Source organism: Streptomyces sp. NBC_00287 (genome assembly GCF_036173105.1).
GTDB lineage: Bacteria > Actinomycetota > Actinomycetes > Streptomycetales > Streptomycetaceae > Streptomyces.
Map to the genome: position 1 here is coordinate 6,859,493 of NZ_CP108053.1, position 14,727 is coordinate 6,874,219.

The window sequence follows — 14,727 nt, forward strand, 5'->3', positions numbered from 1 at the left end:
GGAGAGCCGGAAGGAGTCGGAACGCGCCCGTGTCCCTGTTCTGGCGGATCTTCTCGCTCAACGCCGTCGGCCTGGTCGTGGCCGCCGCCCTGCTGCTGGGCCCGGTCACCGTCTCCACGCCGATCCTGCCCGCCGAGGCGCTGGTCGTGGTCGCGGGCCTCGCGCTGCTGCTGGCCGCCAACGCTGTCGTGCTGCAGCTCGGCCTCGCCCCACTGCACCGGCTCGGCCGGGCCATGGCCGCCGCCGACCTGCTGCGCCCCGGAGCCCGAGCGGTGGTCGCGGGACCGGCGGAGACGGCCGAGCTGATCACGACGTACAACACGATGCTCGACCGGCTCCAGAGCGAGCGGGCCGCCGGGGCCGCTCGGGCGCTGTCCGCGCAGGAGCGGGAACGGCAGCGGATCGCACGGGAGTTGCACGACGAGGTCGGCCAGACGCTGACCGCCGTGCTGCTCCAGCTCAAGCGGGTCGCCGACCGGGCGCCCGAGGAGCTGCGCGAGGAGGTGGGCCAGGCGCAGGAGGCCACCCGGGCCGGTCTCGACGAGATCCGGCGAATCGCCCGCCGATTGCGCCCGGGCGTCCTGGAGGAACTCGGCCTGGCCAGCGCCCTGCGCTCACTAGCCGCCGAGTTCACCACACACGGCCTGACCGTACGCCACCACATCCCCGCCGAACTTCCCCCGCTCACCGAGGAGTTGGAACTCGTGCTCTACCGGGTCGCCCAGGAGGGCCTGACCAACACCGCCCGGCACGCGGGCGCCGACCGCGCGGAGATCAGGCTCGAGACCCTCTCCCACGGCGTCGAACTCGTCGTAGGCGACAACGGCAAGGGGCTCGGGGCGGCGCCGGACGGGTCGGGGATCCGCGGGATGCGGGAGCGGGCGCTGCTGGTGGGGGCGGAGCTCTCCGTCGGCCCCGGTCAGGAGATACGGCTGCGGGTGGGCGGTCGCTGATGGCCGCGCCGATCCGGGTGCTCCTCGCCGACGACCACACCCTGGTCCGCCGGGGCGTCCGGCTCATCCTCGACGGTGAGCCGGATCTGGAGGTCGTCGCCGAGGCCGCCGACGGTGCCGAGGCGGTCGCGCTGGCCCGGTCCCACGAGGTCGATCTGGCCGTGCTGGACATCGCCATGCCGCGGATGACCGGCCTCCAGGCGGCCCGGGAGCTCTCCCGGCGACTGCCGGACCTCAGGATCCTGATCCTCACCATGTACGACAACGAGCAGTACTTCTTCGAGGCGCTGAAGGCGGGCGCGGGCGGATATGTGCTCAAGTCCGTCGCCGACCGCGATCTGGTCGAGGCGTGCCGGGCGGCCGTACGCGATGAGCCGTTCATCTATCCAGGTGCCGAACGGGCCCTGGTCCGCTCGTACTTGGAGCGGCTGCACGGTGGTGACCGGCTGCCGGAGCGGCCCGTGACCGAGCGCGAGGAGGAGATACTCAAGCTGGTCGCCGAGGGATACACCTCGAAGGAGATCGGTGAGTTGCTCTTCATCAGCGCGAAGACCGTCGAGCGGCATCGGGCCAATCTGCTGCAGAAGCTGGGGGTGCGGGGCCGGCTGGAGCTGACGCGGTACGCGATACGGGCCGGACTCATCGAGCCTTGAGACGCAGGTATGGACTAAGGCCGAGCGCAGCGCCATCATGACGCTGCCATGACAAATTTGATGCGCTTCCTCAGAGCCGCACTGGTCGCCGTACTCCTCCTGGTGCCGCTGACGTCCCTCCCTGCCCAGGCGGCGCCGGACGACTGGACGGGTCCGCTGAGCACCCGGGGTCGCTGGATCGTCGACGCGGACGGCGACCGCTTCAAGCTGCGCTCGGGCAACTGGCACGGCGCCAGCGGCACGTGGAGCGGCTCCGGCAGCGCCGACGAGGACGCCAACCACCACGCGGGCGAGAACTCCGGGCGCATCCCGCTCGGCCTGGACCGCGCCCCCATGGCCGAGATCATCGCCGGCTTCGAGGAGATCGGGATCAACAGCATCCGGCTGCCCTTCTCCAACGAGATGATCCACGACACCCGCCCGGTCACGGACGACGCCGTGGCGGCCAACCCGTCCCTGCGCGGAAAGACCCCGCTCCAGGTGTACGACGTCGTGGTCCGCGAACTCACCGCCGCCGGACTCGCCGTCATCCTCAACAACCACACCAACACCACCCGTTGGTGCTGCGGAGTCGACGGCAACGAACGCTGGAACACCAGCCAGTCCGCCCAGACCTGGGAGAACGACTGGCTGTTCATGGCCCGCCGCTACCAGGACAACAAGCGGGTCGTCGGCGCCGACCTCTACAACGAGGTCCGCCGCAACATCTGGGACGACCCCAACTGGGGTCTGGGCGACGACCACGACTGGTTCGCGGCCTCGCAACGGGTCGCCGACCGGCTGCTGCTGGAAGCCAACCCGGACCTTCTGATCATCGTCGAGGGCATCAACTGGACCGGCATCCCCGTGGACGGCTTCGCCCATGAACGCCCCACCCTGGAGCCGGTACGCCGCCTCTCGCACACCCTCGTCGACTCCGGCAAGCTCGTGTACTCCGCCCACTTCTACGACTACACGGGCCCCAACCACAGCGGGGCGACCGGGACGGGGGAGACGAGCGATCCCCGCTATCGGGATCTGAGCCCGAGCGAACTGATCACTGTGCTCAACCGCCAGGCCTTCTACGTCAGTTCGGAACAGGACCAGCATTTCACCGCCCCCGTCTGGATCAGCGAGTTCGGCGTCGGGGGCCGCGACGAGACCGGCGCCAAGCCGCGCGCCTGGTTCGAGAACTTCGTGGACCATCTCATCCGTACCGACGCGGACTTCGCGTACTGGCCGCTCGTCGGCTGGCACGAGGACCGCAAGGGCAACGGCTGGGCGCTGCTGCACTGGGACGCGGCCGGCAACCGCATGGGCGTCCACGACGGTGACGATTGGCGCGCGGCCGCCTGGGCCCGGCTGATCGGGGCGCAGGGCCGGACCGGTCCGGTGGCACCCGTGGCCGACTGGTCGATGCTCAGCCCCGACCACGGTGACTTCATCGCCTCCCGGCGGATGCGGGCCCTGCCCGACTGGAACCCCGGCGCCCGCAAGGCCGTCTGCCCGGACGGACAGCGCCTGCTGGGCCTCAGCCACACCGGGAACCGGGGTCTGTGTTCGGATGTCGGCTTCTCGGTGGGCTCGGGCGCCCACGAGGTGGTCGTCGACGAGCGGCACGTCCGGCAGGACTGGGCCTCCGGCTACACCAAACTCCAGTGCCCCGACGGCTCCTTGCTCACCGGCTACAGCGTCCGCGGCTCGGCGGTCTCGGCGGCGCTGTGCACGGCGGGCCCGGTCGGCGGCACGAGTGGCCGTACGGTCTGGTTCGACCGGGGCGACAACCGGGGGCCGTCGCCCAAGGGCGGGGACTTCGCGTCCGGCCACTACAAGGGGCAGTGCGCCGCGGACGAGTACGCGGCGGGGATCGCGTACACGGGGCGGGTGGGGTCGGGGCGGACTCCGGATGCGCTGTACTGCCGTAAGTGATCAGTACGCGCGCGTGAGGATCTCGGGGAGTTCTTGGTCACCGGGTCCGCGTGCGCGCCCGCCGCGATCGAGGGCAGCAGGGCGCGGTCGGACATGGACCTGGCGAGGGCGGCACAGGCGGCGCGGGCTCAGGGCCGGCGGACGGTACCGAGCACCATGTACGGGGCGGTGCCGGTCTCGGCGGGCGGCGTCTCGGTCGTCGGCGCGGGGAAACCGGCGCCGGTGAGCAGGGCGCCGTACGCCGACTCGGGACGGAAGTAACAGACCGTCGTGACGGAGCCGCCGTCCAACTGCCGCAGCACCGTGGGCACGGGCGCCCCCTCGGCGTAGGACGCGCCCGGGTCGCCGTACCGGAGGGTGGAGAACTGCTCTCCTACGGCGCCCGGGTTGAGGTCGGCGACGACATACGGTGCTCCCGGCCGAAGTACCCGGTGGATCTCGGCGGTCAGTGCGGCGAGGCGCCGGTCGTCGGGGTCGGTGCAGTAGACCAGACAGCACACGGCCGCGTCGACGCTGCCGTCCGGGAGCCAGTCCAGGCGACGGCCGTCGAAGAGGCGGTAGTCGACGCGCGGGTGGGGGCGGTCGGCGCGGGCGATGTCCAGCATGTGCGCCGAGGGGTCGACCCCCTGCACCGCCCATCCCCGCGACTCGGCCAGTTCGAGAGCCAGCGCACCGGTGCCGCATCCGATGTCCAGCACCATCGCGCCAGGATCCGGGGCGGCGCCGAGGCGGTCCAGTACCGCGGGAAAGATCAATTGCCGGGCCAGCCGCATGTCACGTCGGCGCCCCGGTGGGCGCCCTTACCCCTCAAACATGGTTGTCCTAGGCCGCGTTACGCCACACCTTCACGTCCACGGTGGCGTACGTCGTCCCGGACGAGCCCCGATAGGTCACCTGCCCCACGTGCCCCGTCCCGCTGATGACGCACATCTGCTGGCCGACGGCGAGGTCCTTGACCCAGATGTAGCTCTTGTAGCCGGTCGCCGCCTTGCACACGTCCAGGCCCCCCTGGCGTCCGGCGGGCAGCAGGGCGAGGGAGCTGCCGGAGTCGGTGCCGGGGGCGAGAACCGCGCCCGAGGAGTAGACGGCGTACGTCAGATCCTCGTCGGCGCTCCCGGTGTCCGCCCTGGCCCGCACCGGGGTGTCCGCCAGAAACAGGTCCTGGCTCTTGGTCAGCTGGATTCCCGTGTACGACGCCGGGGCGTGGGCCGTCGGCGACGCGGGCTTGCTGGCCGCGGCTGTAGGGGGAGCCGAGGTCGGGGGTCGCGTGGGTGTCGCGGGGCCCGAAGGGCTGGGCGGCGGAGCGGACTTGGTGGGCTTCTTCGAGGCCGAGGCCGAGGCCGACGCCGAAGGGGAACCGGACGCGGACGGCGATGCCTTGGCCGACCGCGACGCGGCCACTTCCTGCGCCTGGTCGTCGCTGCCCTTGTCGCCTTCGCCCGGAATGAACATCAGCGCCGCGCCCGCCCCGGCGGCGACGAGCACCACGGCGGCCGCCGACAACAACCAGCCCCGGCCCTTGCGGCCGGTGCCACCCGAGGCCACCGAGGTGGTCTGCGCGGCCGCGGGGCCCTGCGGCTGCTGCCAGGTCGGCGAAGCGTACGGACCGGGTGCGGCGCCTGACCCCATCACGAAGGGACCGGGCAGCGCGGCATGGGACGGGGAGTCGGCGGCGTGGGACGCGGGGGGCTCCGAGGCGGCGGGATCGGTGGGGCCGTAGGGGGTGGAACTGGCGGGGCCGTAGGCATCGGCACCTGTGGCACCGTAGGCGGCGGAACTGGCGGGACCGAAAGCGCCGGCACCCATGGGCCCATAACCTCCGGGACCGCTGGGCCCGTAAGGACCGGCACCCTCTGCCCCAAAGCCGTTCGAACCAGCCGCCCCGAATCCACCCGAACCGGCCGGTCCGAAACCGCCGGGAGTCCGCGTGCCCTGCGTCACCCCCGCCCGAGCCTGGTCCGCGCCCTCGATCCGAGCGGCGATGCCTGCCGCCAGCTCACCCGGCAGCCACGCGCCGGAGGCGAACCGTGCCTCGTCACCGCGCTGGGCCTGGATGGCCTGGACGGAGCGTATGACCTCCTCGACGGTGGGCCGCTCGGCGGCGGGCTTGCGCAGACACCGCGCCACCAACTCCCGTATCTCTTCCGGCACCCGGCTGAGATCGGGCTCCTCGTGCACCACCCGGTAGAGCACCGCGTGCGGATCCCCCACCCCGAAGGCGGCGACGCCTGTCGCAGCGAACACGGCCGTCTGCCCCAGCGCGAACACATCGGCCGAGGGACCGGCCTCCGCGCCGAGCGCCTGCTCCGGCGCCATGTAGGCGACCGTGCCGAGGGCCATCCCGCTCTGCGTCACCGACGTGGCGTCCGCCGCCCGCGCGACACCGAAGTCGATGACCCGGGGCCCGTCCGCGGCGAGCAGCACGTTCGACGGCTTGAGATCCCGGTGCACGATGCCCTCGCGGTGCACCGCCTGCAGCGCCTCCGCGACCCCGGCGATTAGCCGCAGCACGGTGTCGACGGGCAGCGCCCCGTGGTCGGTCACCGCGTCGGCGAGGGACGGCCCCGGGACGTACGCGGTCGCACACCACGGCATGGCGCCCTCGGTGTCGCTGTCCACGACCGGCGCCGTATAGAGCCCGTGCACCCGGCTCGCCGCGGCCACCTCGGCCCGGAACCGCTTGCGGAACTCGGCGTTCTCGGCCAGCTCCGGCCGGATCACCTTGACCGCGACGGCCCGTCCGCCCGGCGTGTGCGAGAGAAAGACCCGCCCCATGCCACCCGACCCGAGCCGGGCCACCAGCCGATAGCCGCCGATGACCGACGGATCACCGTCCTCCAGCGGCTCGAAACCACCCTCATCGGCCCCACCGTTGCTCAACACGCCCCGCTCCACCCCGTGGACTGCTCTGTGGTGCCCCATTGCATCACGGGCCCCACGGGCCCCGCCCCCAGGACGCAAGAGCCGGGCCGGGCTTCTCCGGGGACCGCCTACCCTTATGGGCATGAGCAGCATCGACCGGAGCCACGCCGTGGACGTCAAGCGAACGTATGAGGTGCGCACCTACGGGTGCCAGATGAACGTCCACGACTCCGAGCGATTGTCCGGGCTGCTGGAAGAGGCCGGTTACGTCCGTGCCCCCGAGGGCGCCGACGGCGACGCCGACGTCGTCGTCTTCAACACCTGCGCCGTCCGCGAGAACGCCGACAACCGGCTCTACGGCAACCTCGGCCGCCTCGCCCCCATGAAGACGAAGCGCCCCGGTATGCAGATCGCGGTCGGCGGCTGCCTCGCGCAGAAGGACCGCGACACCATCGTGAAGAAGGCGCCCTGGGTGGACGTCGTCTTCGGCACGCACAACATCGGCAAGCTGCCCGTCCTGCTGGAACGTGCGCGCGTGCAGGAAGAGGCGCAGGTCGAGATCGCCGAGTCGCTGGAGGCGTTCCCGTCGACGCTGCCGACCCGGCGCGAGAGCGCCTACGCGGCCTGGGTGTCGATCTCCGTCGGCTGCAACAACACCTGCACCTTCTGCATCGTCCCGGCCCTGCGCGGCAAGGAGAAGGACCGCCGGACCGGCGACATCCTCGCCGAGATCGAGGCCCTGGTCGCCGAGGGCGTCTCCGAGATCACGCTGCTCGGCCAGAACGTCAACGCGTACGGCAGCGACATCGGCGACCGCGAGGCCTTCAGCAAGCTGCTGCGGGCCTGCGGAAAGATCGAGGGCCTGGAGCGCGTCCGCTTCACCTCCCCGCACCCGCGCGACTTCACCGACGACGTCATCGCCGCCATGGCCGAGACGCCGAACGTGATGCCGCAGCTCCATATGCCCATGCAGTCCGGCTCGGACACGGTCCTCAAGGCCATGCGCCGCTCCTACCGGCAGGAGCGTTACCTCGGGATCATCGAGAAGGTGCGCGCCGCCATCCCGCACGCGGCCATCACCACCGACATCATCGTGGGCTTCCCGGGCGAGACCGAGGAGGACTTCGAGCAGACGATGCACGCGGTCCGCGAGGCCCGTTTCGCGCAGGCGTTCACCTTCCAGTACTCCAAGCGCCCCGGCACCCCGGCCGCGACCATGGAGAACCAGATCCCCAAGGAGGTCGTCCAGGCGCGCTACGAGCGTCTCGTCGCCCTCCAGGAGGAGATCTCCTGGGAGGAGAACAAGAAGCAGGTCGGCCGCACCCTGGAGCTGATGGTCGCCGAGGGCGAGGGCCGCAAGGACGGCGCCACCCACCGCCTCTCCGGCCGCGCCGCCGACAACCGCCTGGTCCACTTCACCAAGCCGGCCCAGGAGGTCCGCCCCGGCGACGTGGTCACGGTCGAGATCACCTACGCCGCCCCCCACCACCTCCTGGCCGAGGGCGAAGTCCTCTCCGTCCGCCCCACGCGCGCGGGCGACGCCTGGGAGAAGCGCAACGCCACGGAGTCGGCCAAGCCGGCGGGCGTGCTGCTGGGCCTGCCGAAGATCGGCGTCCCCGAGCCGCTGCCGGCGGTCACCGGGGGCTGCGCGGTCGACTGACCTCCGAGGTCGTACGGGGGTTCGCCGACTGACCTTCGCGGTCGTACGGGGTTACGCTGCCGATCATGCTTGTCGCCGCCGCCGTTTGTCCCTGTCCGCCCGTGCTCGTGCCCGAGCTCGCCGCGGGTGCCGCGCCCGAACTGGATGCCGCGCGTGCCGCGTGTGCGGACGCGCTCGGCGTGCTCGCCGCCGCGCGGCCCGATCGGCTGGTGGTCGTCGGGCCTGCCGGGGAGGAAGGGCGCGACGCATACCCGGAGGGGGCGCGGGGTTCGTTCCGGGGCTTCGGGGTCGATGTCGATGTACGGCTGGGGAAGGCCGCGGAGTCCGCGCGGGAACTGCCGACTTCGTTGGCGGTGGCGGCCTGGCTGCTGGAGCGGGTCGGGTGGGCCGATGCCCCGATCGAAGGACTCGGGGTGGGGGAACCTCTGGCCGCCGAGCGGTGTATTGAAGTCGGAAGGGAAATCGCCGCGAGCCCCGACCGTGTGGCGATGCTGGTGATGGGCGACGCCAGCGCCTGCCGCACGCTCAAGGCACCCGGCTATCTCGACGAGCGCGCCGAGCCCTTCGACGCGGCCGTCGCGCGGGCGCTGGGCGCGGCGGACCTGGCCGCGCTCAAGGCGCTGGACACCGAGCTGGCGTATGAGCTGAAGGCGTCGGGGCGGGCGCCCTGGCAGGTGCTCGCGGGCGCCGCGGAGGACGCCGGGCTGTCCGGCGCGCTGCTGTACGACAGTGCGCCGTACGGCGTGGGGTATCTCGTCGCCACCTGGTCATAGGGCCGCCCCTGGTCGTAGCGCCCCCCTGGTCGTAGCGCCGCCCTGGAACAACGGCGGACGGCCGGGAGCGTCTGCTCCGCGGCCGTCCGCCGAGGTGCCGTGTTCAGGCGTGTTCAGGAAGCCGGAGGCGGGGTGCTCGGAGGTGGGGCGCTCGGCGGCGGGGTGCCGCCGCCCGTGCCCGTGCCGCCGCCCGCGTTGCCGCCTGTGCCCTCGTCCTTGTGCGCGAGTCGGTCCATGGCGTCCTTGGCCTTGCCCGTGCCCCTGTGGATCTTGTCGCTGTACTTGCCCTTGGTCTTCTCGTCGGCGACCTTGGCGGCCTTGTCCAGACCGTGCTGGATCTTGCCCCCGTGCTGCTGGGCGAGGTCGGACACCTTGCCCTTGGCCGGGCTGAGCTTGGCCTTCAAATTGTCCAGGAGACCCATCGTTCACCTTCCCACGCGGGATCGTCAGGTGCGGGCGCCCTCGCCGGCCTCTCGGTCTGCCGCCTCGTCGGTGGACTGCTGCTTGGGGATCTCGACGCCCTCGGTATCGACGGCCTCCGTCGCCGTCGCCTCCTCCGGGGCCTCGCCCTCCGCCGGCTCCTTCGCCTCCGCCGCCTGCTCCGCCTCGGCCGGGGCCGTCACGGTGTCGGCGGCCTGAGCCTCGGGGGTCGACGTCTCCTCCGCAGTCTTCGACCTCCGGAGAAGCCGTGCCAAAACGCCCATATCAACTCCATACGTTACTCGTGCGGGCGAAATCCCGCGTCGTTCGGTGCGTCCGTTTGCGTCGCGCGGATCGCCGCCTCTCGGGGACCGGCGGCGCGAACCTCGCAACTGGGAACGACGTCGGACGGGCGCCGTCACGTAACTCGTTCGAGACCACCCTGTGAGGTTTGCGAGACTGGGGCAGTGAGCAGCACACCCTCCGCCCCCCGCGTCATCGCCGTCGTCGGCCCCACTGCGGCCGGAAAGTCCGATCTGGGAGTCTTCCTGGCCCGACAGCTCGGCGGCGAGGTCGTCAACGCCGACTCCATGCAGCTCTACCGAGGGATGGACATCGGCACCGCCAAGCTGACGCCCGAGGAGCGGGCCGGCGTCCCCCACCATCTGCTGGACATCTGGGACGTCACCGTCACCGCGTCGGTCGCCGAGTACCAGCGGCTCGCCCGCGCGCGGATCGACGCGCTGCTCCTCGAAGGGCGCTGGCCGATCCTGGTCGGCGGCTCCGGCCTTTACGTCCGTGGCGCCGTCGACAACCTCGAGTTCCCCGGCACCGACCCCGAGGTCCGCGCCCGCCTGGAGGAGGAGCTCACCCTGCGCGGCTCGGGCGCGCTGCACGCCCGTCTGGCCGCCGCCGACCCGGACGCCGCGCACGCGATCCTGCCCAGCAACGGCCGCCGAATCGTCCGCGCCCTGGAAGTGATCGAGATCACCGGCCAGCCCTTCACCGCCAACCTCCCGGGCCACGACTCGGTCTACGACACCGTCCAGATCGGCGTCGACGTGGCCCGCCCCGAACTCGACGAGCGCATCACCCGCCGCGTCGACCGCATGTGGGACGCCGGGCTCGTCGACGAGGTGCGCGCACTGGAGGCGCAGGGGTTGCGCGAGGGGCGTACGGCCTCGCGCGCACTCGGGTATCAGCAGGTGCTCGCGGCGCTCTCCGGGGAGTGCACCATGGAGGAGGCCCGCGCCGAGACCGTACGAGCCACCAAACGCTTCGCGCGCCGGCAGGATTCATGGTTCAGGCGCGACCCGCGGGTGCACTGGCTCAGTGGGGCTGCGGCGGATCTCACAGAACTTCCGCACCTCGCACTGGCGTTGGTCGAACGACCGGTTACAGCCTGATCACGTCATGGCATCGGGACGCTCCGGCCGTCATCGCGGCCTCCGGCGCCGTGCCATCATCGAGCTTCGATCGACCAAGTGGAGTCCGAGTTGGGAGGGCGCGTGGCGATGGAGGCCGGCCCTCGCGACACCGCACAAGGTACCGAACCCGTCACCGGTGACCGGGACGGATCGGAGCAGGACGGCGACCGTCTGAGCCCGGACGGTCCCGACGAGACCCAGGGTGGCGTGACCGCCGACGGCCCCGAGCCGGAGGAGATGTTCACCAGCGGCCCCGAGGTCGAGGTCGAACTGCGCCCGCAGCGCAAGCTGCGCATCTGGCAGCTCGCCCCCATCGTGTCCCTGGCCGCGGTCGGCTCTCTGATGTTCGCCTTCCCGCTGGCCTTCGACTTCGGCGACAGCGGCGCGGTGATCGCCATGCTGGGCCTGTTGATCTGCTCGTGCGCGGCGGGCTGGGGCATGATGGCGGCGCGCCGCGTGGGTTACACGTGGCCCGGACTGCCACAGCGGGGCTCGGGCCGACGGCCGGACTGGCGGGTCGTGCTGGCGTACGTGCTGGTGGTGGCCGTGGTCATCGTGCTGGCGGTGTGGCGCGTGGCAAGGCTGCGCTGAGCCGACGGCTCCGCTTTGGGCACTGTCGGTGCGGCACCGTACGATCGAGGAATGAGCGCCACGATCGCCTTCCTCAAGGGTCACGGGACCGAGAACGACTTCGTGATCGTCCCGGACCCCGAGAACGCCATCGACCTGCCCCCCTCTGCCGTCGCCGCCCTGTGCGACCGTCGCGCGGGCATCGGCGGTGACGGCCTGCTGCACGTCGTGCGGTCCGCCGCGCACCCCGAGGCGAAGGACATGGCGGCCGAGGCCGAGTGGTTCATGGACTACCGCAACGGCGACGGCTCGATCGCGGAGATGTGCGGCAACGGCGTCCGCGTCTTCGCCCGCTACCTCCAGCGCGCCGGACACGTCACCGAGGGGGACCTCGTGGTCGCCACGCGCGGGGGCGTGAAGCGCGTGCACCTCTCCAAGGGCGGTGACGTCACCGTCGGCATGGGCAAGGCGCGCCTCCTCGAAGGGGACGTCACGGTGAGCGTCGGCGAGCGCAGCTGGCCCGCGCGGAACGTGAACATGGGCAACCCGCACGCCGTGGCCTTCGTGGGCGACCTCGCGCACGCCGGTGATCTGTACTCGCCGCCGCCGTTCAGCCCGGCGTCGGCCTACCCGGACGGGGTCAATGTCGAGTTCGTCGTCGACCGCGGCCCCCGGCATGTCGCCCTGCGCGTGCACGAGCGCGGCGCCGGTGAGACCCGCTCCTGTGGCACGGGCGCGTGCGCGGTCGCCGTGGCCACGGCACGCCGGGACGGCGCCGACCCGGCCATCACCGGTACTCCGGCGACGTACACCGTCGATGTGCCCGGCGGCACCCTGGTGATCACCGAACGGCCCGACGGCGAGATCGAGATGACCGGACCCGCGGTGATCGTCGCCGAGGGCGGGATCGACGCCGACTGGCTGGAGACGCTTGCCCGTTGAGCCGGGCAACGACTTGGTATCGGTGTGCCGGGTGCCCGGCACACTGAGGCGACGATTTCTCGGCCGCCAGGTCGAGGATCGAATCCCCGGTCGGCCGCAGGTCGCGCGGTTCGAAACCGTAAACCTGCGAACCTTCGCTCGAATGGGTGATCCGTTTCACGCTCGGCGAGAGGCGGTCAGCCGCGCGTGATGGGCTCGGTAGCATCAAGCACCGGCCCGGACGGGGGATCGTTTGCCAGTCCCCTGAGCCGTGTCCGCCATGGGGCACCCCGTCCGCCGGTCCACGCAGCCGGAGGTGCCCATGAGTGCGGAGGCCACGAACCCCGCGACGCCAGGTCCGGTGACCGCCGGGCCCGCCGCGCGCTGGCGGGCACGGATCGACCTGCGGCGCCTCGGCCGTGCCGCGCTGCTCGGTCCGGCCGCCCGTGACCGGCTGCCCGACGCCATCGGCCATGTCGCCGAGGCCCACCGCGCCCACCACCCCGACGCCGACCTCGAACCCCTGCGCCGCGCCTATGTGCTGGCCGAGTCCTCGCACCGCGGCCAGATGCGCAAGAGCGGCGAGCCGTACATCACGCATCCGCTCGCGGTGACCCTGATCCTCGCCGAACTCGGCGCCGAGACCACGACGTTGACTGCCTCACTGCTCCACGACACCGTCGAGGACACCGAGGTGACGCTCGATCAGGTCGGTGAGCAGTTCGGCGCAGAGGTGCGCTATCTCGTCGACGGCGTAACGAAGTTGGAGAAGGTCGACTACGGCGCCGCCGCCGAGCCCGAGACCTTCCGCAAGATGCTCGTCGCCACCGGCAACGACGTCCGCGTGATGTCGATCAAACTCGCCGACCGGCTGCACAACATGCGCACCCTCGGCGTGATGCGCCCCGAGAAACAGGCGCGCATCGCCAAGGTGACCCGCGACGTCCTCATCCCGCTCGCCGAACGCCTCGGCGTCCAGGCGCTCAAGACCGAGCTGGAGGACCTGGTCTTCGCGATTCTGCACCCCGAGGAGTACGAGCACACACGGGAGTTGATCGTCGACAACGCCTCCCGCGCGGACGATCCGCTCGCCGAGGTCGCCGACGAGATGCGCACGGTCCTGCGCGACGCCGACATCCAGGCCGAAGTCCTCATCCGGCCACGGCACTTCGTCTCGGTGCACCGGGTGGCCCGTAAACGCGGCCGACTGCGCGGCGCCGACTTCGGGCGGCTGCTGGTGCTGGTGGGCGAGGACGCGGACTGTTACGGCGTCCTCGGCGAACTGCACACCTGTATGACGCCGGTGGTCTCGGAGTTCAAGGACTTCATCGCCGTACCGAAGTTCAACCTGTACCAGTCGCTGCATACGGCGGTGGCCCGCGAGGACGGCCAGGGCGTCGAAGTCCTCATCCGCACCCACCAGATGCACAAGGTGGCGGAGGCCGGGGTGATCGCGCTCGGCAACCCCTACGCGCCCTCCTCCGACGAGCCCGTCGACGGTGAGCGCGCCGACCCGACCCGACCCGGCTGGCTCTCCCGCCTGCTGGACTGGCAGGAGGGGGCGCCCGACCCCGACACCTTCTGGTCCACCCTCCGCGAGGACCTCGCCCAGGACCGCGAGATCACCGTCTTCCGCCCCGACGGCGGCACGCTCGGCCTGCCCGAGGGCGCGACCTGCGTGGACGCGGCCTACGCCCAGTACGGCGAGGACGCGCACGCCTGCATCGGCGCCCGTGTGAACGGCCGTCTGGCGACCCTGAGTACGGTCCTGCGGGACGGCGACACCGTCCAGCTCCTCATGGGCCAGGACCCGGCGTCCGAGCCGTCCAGGGAGTGGCTGGAGCACGCCCACACCGCCGCGGCCCGTATCGCCATCCAGCGCTGGCTGGCCGCCCACCCCTCGCACGAGGACACGGCCCGTCCCGAGGACGCGGCCACGACCCCCCGCCCCACGACGGAGGCCCTCTCCACGGAGGGCTCCCCGACCGCCCGCCCGGTAGTCGACGTCGTAGCCGACCAGCCGGGGGCGACGGTACGCCTGGCCGGGTGCTGCACCCCGGTACCGCCCGACGAGATCACGGGCTTCTCGGTACGCGGGGGAGCCGTCACCGTGCACCGGGTCGAGTGCTCGGCGGTGTCCCGCATGAAGAGCGCGGGCCGCGCGGAGGTGGGCGTCCGCTGGGGTGACACGACGGAGTGCCGGGTGACCCTGGTAGCCGAATCGTTCGTCCGCCCGCACCTCTTGGCGGACTTGACGGAGGCGATGGCCCTGGAGGGCGCAGAGATCGTCTCGGCAACGGTCGAACCCCCCACACAGCAACGGGTCCGCCACACATACACACTCCAACTCCCGGACGCGGCACACCTTCCGGCGCTGATGCGGGCGATGCGGAACGTGGCGGGCGTGTACGACGTGAGCAGGGCGCAGACGCAGCCGGGAGTGTCGTAGGGGCGTAGGGAAGCCGGTGTAGCTGCGGGCAGTCGTGCCGTGGGCGGCACCCGCTGCCGAAGAGAACCCCCGCCGCGCAGGAGACCGTCCCGCCGCGCAGCGAACCCGTTCGAGTGGGCCAATCGCGAGTC

General features: G+C 71.7%; 13 protein-coding genes. 9 read left to right on the plus strand and 4 right to left on the minus strand.

What is annotated here, in order from left to right; genetic code table 11:
* The first annotated feature begins 29 nt into the window (after window positions 1-29).
* From OHT76_RS31385 to OHT76_RS31395, 3 genes are read left to right on the plus strand one after another with little or no spacing between them, the layout of a single operon-like run.
* Window positions 30-953: a sensor histidine kinase gene (locus tag OHT76_RS31385; protein WP_328874207.1), complete on the plus strand. Its 924-nt coding sequence runs from the start codon at window positions 30-32 to the stop codon at window positions 951-953.
* Window positions 953-1,606 (plus strand): response regulator transcription factor, encoded by a 654-nt coding sequence (locus tag OHT76_RS31390; protein ID WP_328874208.1) that lies wholly within the window; start codon window positions 953-955, stop codon window positions 1,604-1,606. Before OHT76_RS31385 ends, OHT76_RS31390 begins: the two co-directional genes overlap by 1 nt.
* Before the next feature lie 60 nt (window positions 1,607-1,666).
* Window positions 1,667-3,514, plus strand: a complete 1,848-nt coding sequence (locus OHT76_RS31395; RefSeq protein ID WP_328874209.1) for a glycoside hydrolase family 5 protein — start codon at window positions 1,667-1,669, stop codon at window positions 3,512-3,514.
* Window positions 3,515-3,642: 128 nt separating this feature from the next.
* On the opposite strand, the gene OHT76_RS31400 is transcribed toward OHT76_RS31395, so the two are convergent.
* Window positions 3,643-4,287, minus strand: a complete 645-nt coding sequence (locus OHT76_RS31400; protein ID WP_328874210.1) for a class I SAM-dependent methyltransferase — start codon at window positions 4,285-4,287, stop codon at window positions 3,643-3,645.
* Window positions 4,288-4,336: 49 nt separating this feature from the next.
* Window positions 4,337-6,397, minus strand: a complete 2,061-nt coding sequence (locus OHT76_RS31405; RefSeq protein ID WP_328874211.1) for a serine/threonine-protein kinase — start codon at window positions 6,395-6,397, stop codon at window positions 4,337-4,339.
* Between the two features lie 121 nt (window positions 6,398-6,518).
* Between OHT76_RS31405 and miaB the strand changes: the two genes are divergently transcribed.
* Together miaB and OHT76_RS31415 are read left to right on the plus strand one after the other, a co-directional pair.
* The gene (gene miaB / locus OHT76_RS31410; RefSeq protein ID WP_328874212.1) at window positions 6,519-8,036 is read left to right on the plus strand and encodes a tRNA (N6-isopentenyl adenosine(37)-C2)-methylthiotransferase MiaB; all 1,518 of its coding nucleotides are present in this window, start codon (window positions 6,519-6,521) and stop codon (window positions 8,034-8,036) included.
* A 65-nt stretch (window positions 8,037-8,101) separates the two neighbouring features.
* Window positions 8,102-8,809, plus strand: a complete 708-nt coding sequence (locus OHT76_RS31415) for a class III extradiol dioxygenase subunit B-like domain-containing protein (protein ID WP_328874213.1) — start codon at window positions 8,102-8,104, stop codon at window positions 8,807-8,809.
* Between the two features lie 113 nt (window positions 8,810-8,922).
* Here OHT76_RS31415 and OHT76_RS31420 read toward each other — a convergent pair whose 3' ends face one another.
* Both OHT76_RS31420 and OHT76_RS31425 read right to left on the minus strand, forming a co-directional pair.
* Entirely contained in the window at window positions 8,923-9,231 is a 309-nt protein-coding gene (locus OHT76_RS31420) for an antitoxin (RefSeq protein WP_328874214.1), read from the minus strand.
* A 24-nt stretch (window positions 9,232-9,255) separates the two neighbouring features.
* Window positions 9,256-9,513, minus strand: a complete 258-nt coding sequence (locus OHT76_RS31425; RefSeq protein WP_328874215.1) for a hypothetical protein — start codon at window positions 9,511-9,513, stop codon at window positions 9,256-9,258.
* Window positions 9,514-9,696: 183 nt separating this feature from the next.
* Here OHT76_RS31425 and miaA point away from each other — a divergent pair, with 183 nt between their 5' ends.
* From miaA to OHT76_RS31445, 4 genes are all read left to right on the plus strand, one after another.
* Window positions 9,697-10,635 carry a tRNA (adenosine(37)-N6)-dimethylallyltransferase MiaA gene (gene miaA, locus OHT76_RS31430; protein ID WP_328874216.1) on the plus strand — a complete coding sequence of 313 codons (939 nt, stop codon included), beginning with the start codon at window positions 9,697-9,699 and terminating at the stop codon, window positions 10,633-10,635.
* A gap of 108 nt (window positions 10,636-10,743) precedes the next feature.
* Window positions 10,744-11,247, plus strand: coding sequence for a hypothetical protein (locus tag OHT76_RS31435; protein ID WP_328874217.1), 504 nt, complete (start codon window positions 10,744-10,746; stop codon window positions 11,245-11,247).
* A gap of 51 nt (window positions 11,248-11,298) precedes the next feature.
* Entirely contained in the window at window positions 11,299-12,168 is an 870-nt protein-coding gene (dapF, locus tag OHT76_RS31440; protein WP_328874218.1) for a diaminopimelate epimerase, read from the plus strand.
* Window positions 12,169-12,469: 301 nt separating this feature from the next.
* Window positions 12,470-14,596 carry a RelA/SpoT family protein gene (locus OHT76_RS31445; RefSeq protein ID WP_328874219.1) on the plus strand — a complete coding sequence of 709 codons (2,127 nt, stop codon included), beginning with the start codon at window positions 12,470-12,472 and terminating at the stop codon, window positions 14,594-14,596.
* Window positions 14,597-14,727 lie beyond the last annotated feature (131 nt).

What these genes read in the sequence shown, in the direction of transcription:
- OHT76_RS31390 (WP_328874208.1), top strand. Translation starts at nt 953, where the DNA reads ATGGCCGCGCCGATCCGGGTGCTCCTCGCCGACGACCACACCCTGGTC.
- OHT76_RS31395 (WP_328874209.1), top strand. Translation starts at nt 1,667, where the DNA reads ATGCGCTTCCTCAGAGCCGCACTGGTCGCCGTACTCCTCCTGGTGCCG.
- OHT76_RS31400 (WP_328874210.1), bottom strand. Translation starts at nt 4,287, where the DNA reads ATGCGGCTGGCCCGGCAATTGATCTTTCCCGCGGTACTGGACCGCCTC.
- miaB (WP_328874212.1), top strand. Translation starts at nt 6,519, where the DNA reads ATGAGCAGCATCGACCGGAGCCACGCCGTGGACGTCAAGCGAACGTAT.
- OHT76_RS31415 (WP_328874213.1), top strand. Translation starts at nt 8,102, where the DNA reads ATGCTTGTCGCCGCCGCCGTTTGTCCCTGTCCGCCCGTGCTCGTGCCC.
- OHT76_RS31420 (WP_328874214.1), bottom strand. Translation starts at nt 9,231, where the DNA reads ATGGGTCTCCTGGACAATTTGAAGGCCAAGCTCAGCCCGGCCAAGGGC.
- OHT76_RS31425 (WP_328874215.1), bottom strand. Translation starts at nt 9,513, where the DNA reads ATGGGCGTTTTGGCACGGCTTCTCCGGAGGTCGAAGACTGCGGAGGAG.
- OHT76_RS31435 (WP_328874217.1), top strand. Translation starts at nt 10,744, where the DNA reads ATGGAGGCCGGCCCTCGCGACACCGCACAAGGTACCGAACCCGTCACC.
- dapF (WP_328874218.1), top strand. Translation starts at nt 11,299, where the DNA reads ATGAGCGCCACGATCGCCTTCCTCAAGGGTCACGGGACCGAGAACGAC.
- OHT76_RS31445 (WP_328874219.1), top strand. Translation starts at nt 12,470, where the DNA reads ATGAGTGCGGAGGCCACGAACCCCGCGACGCCAGGTCCGGTGACCGCC.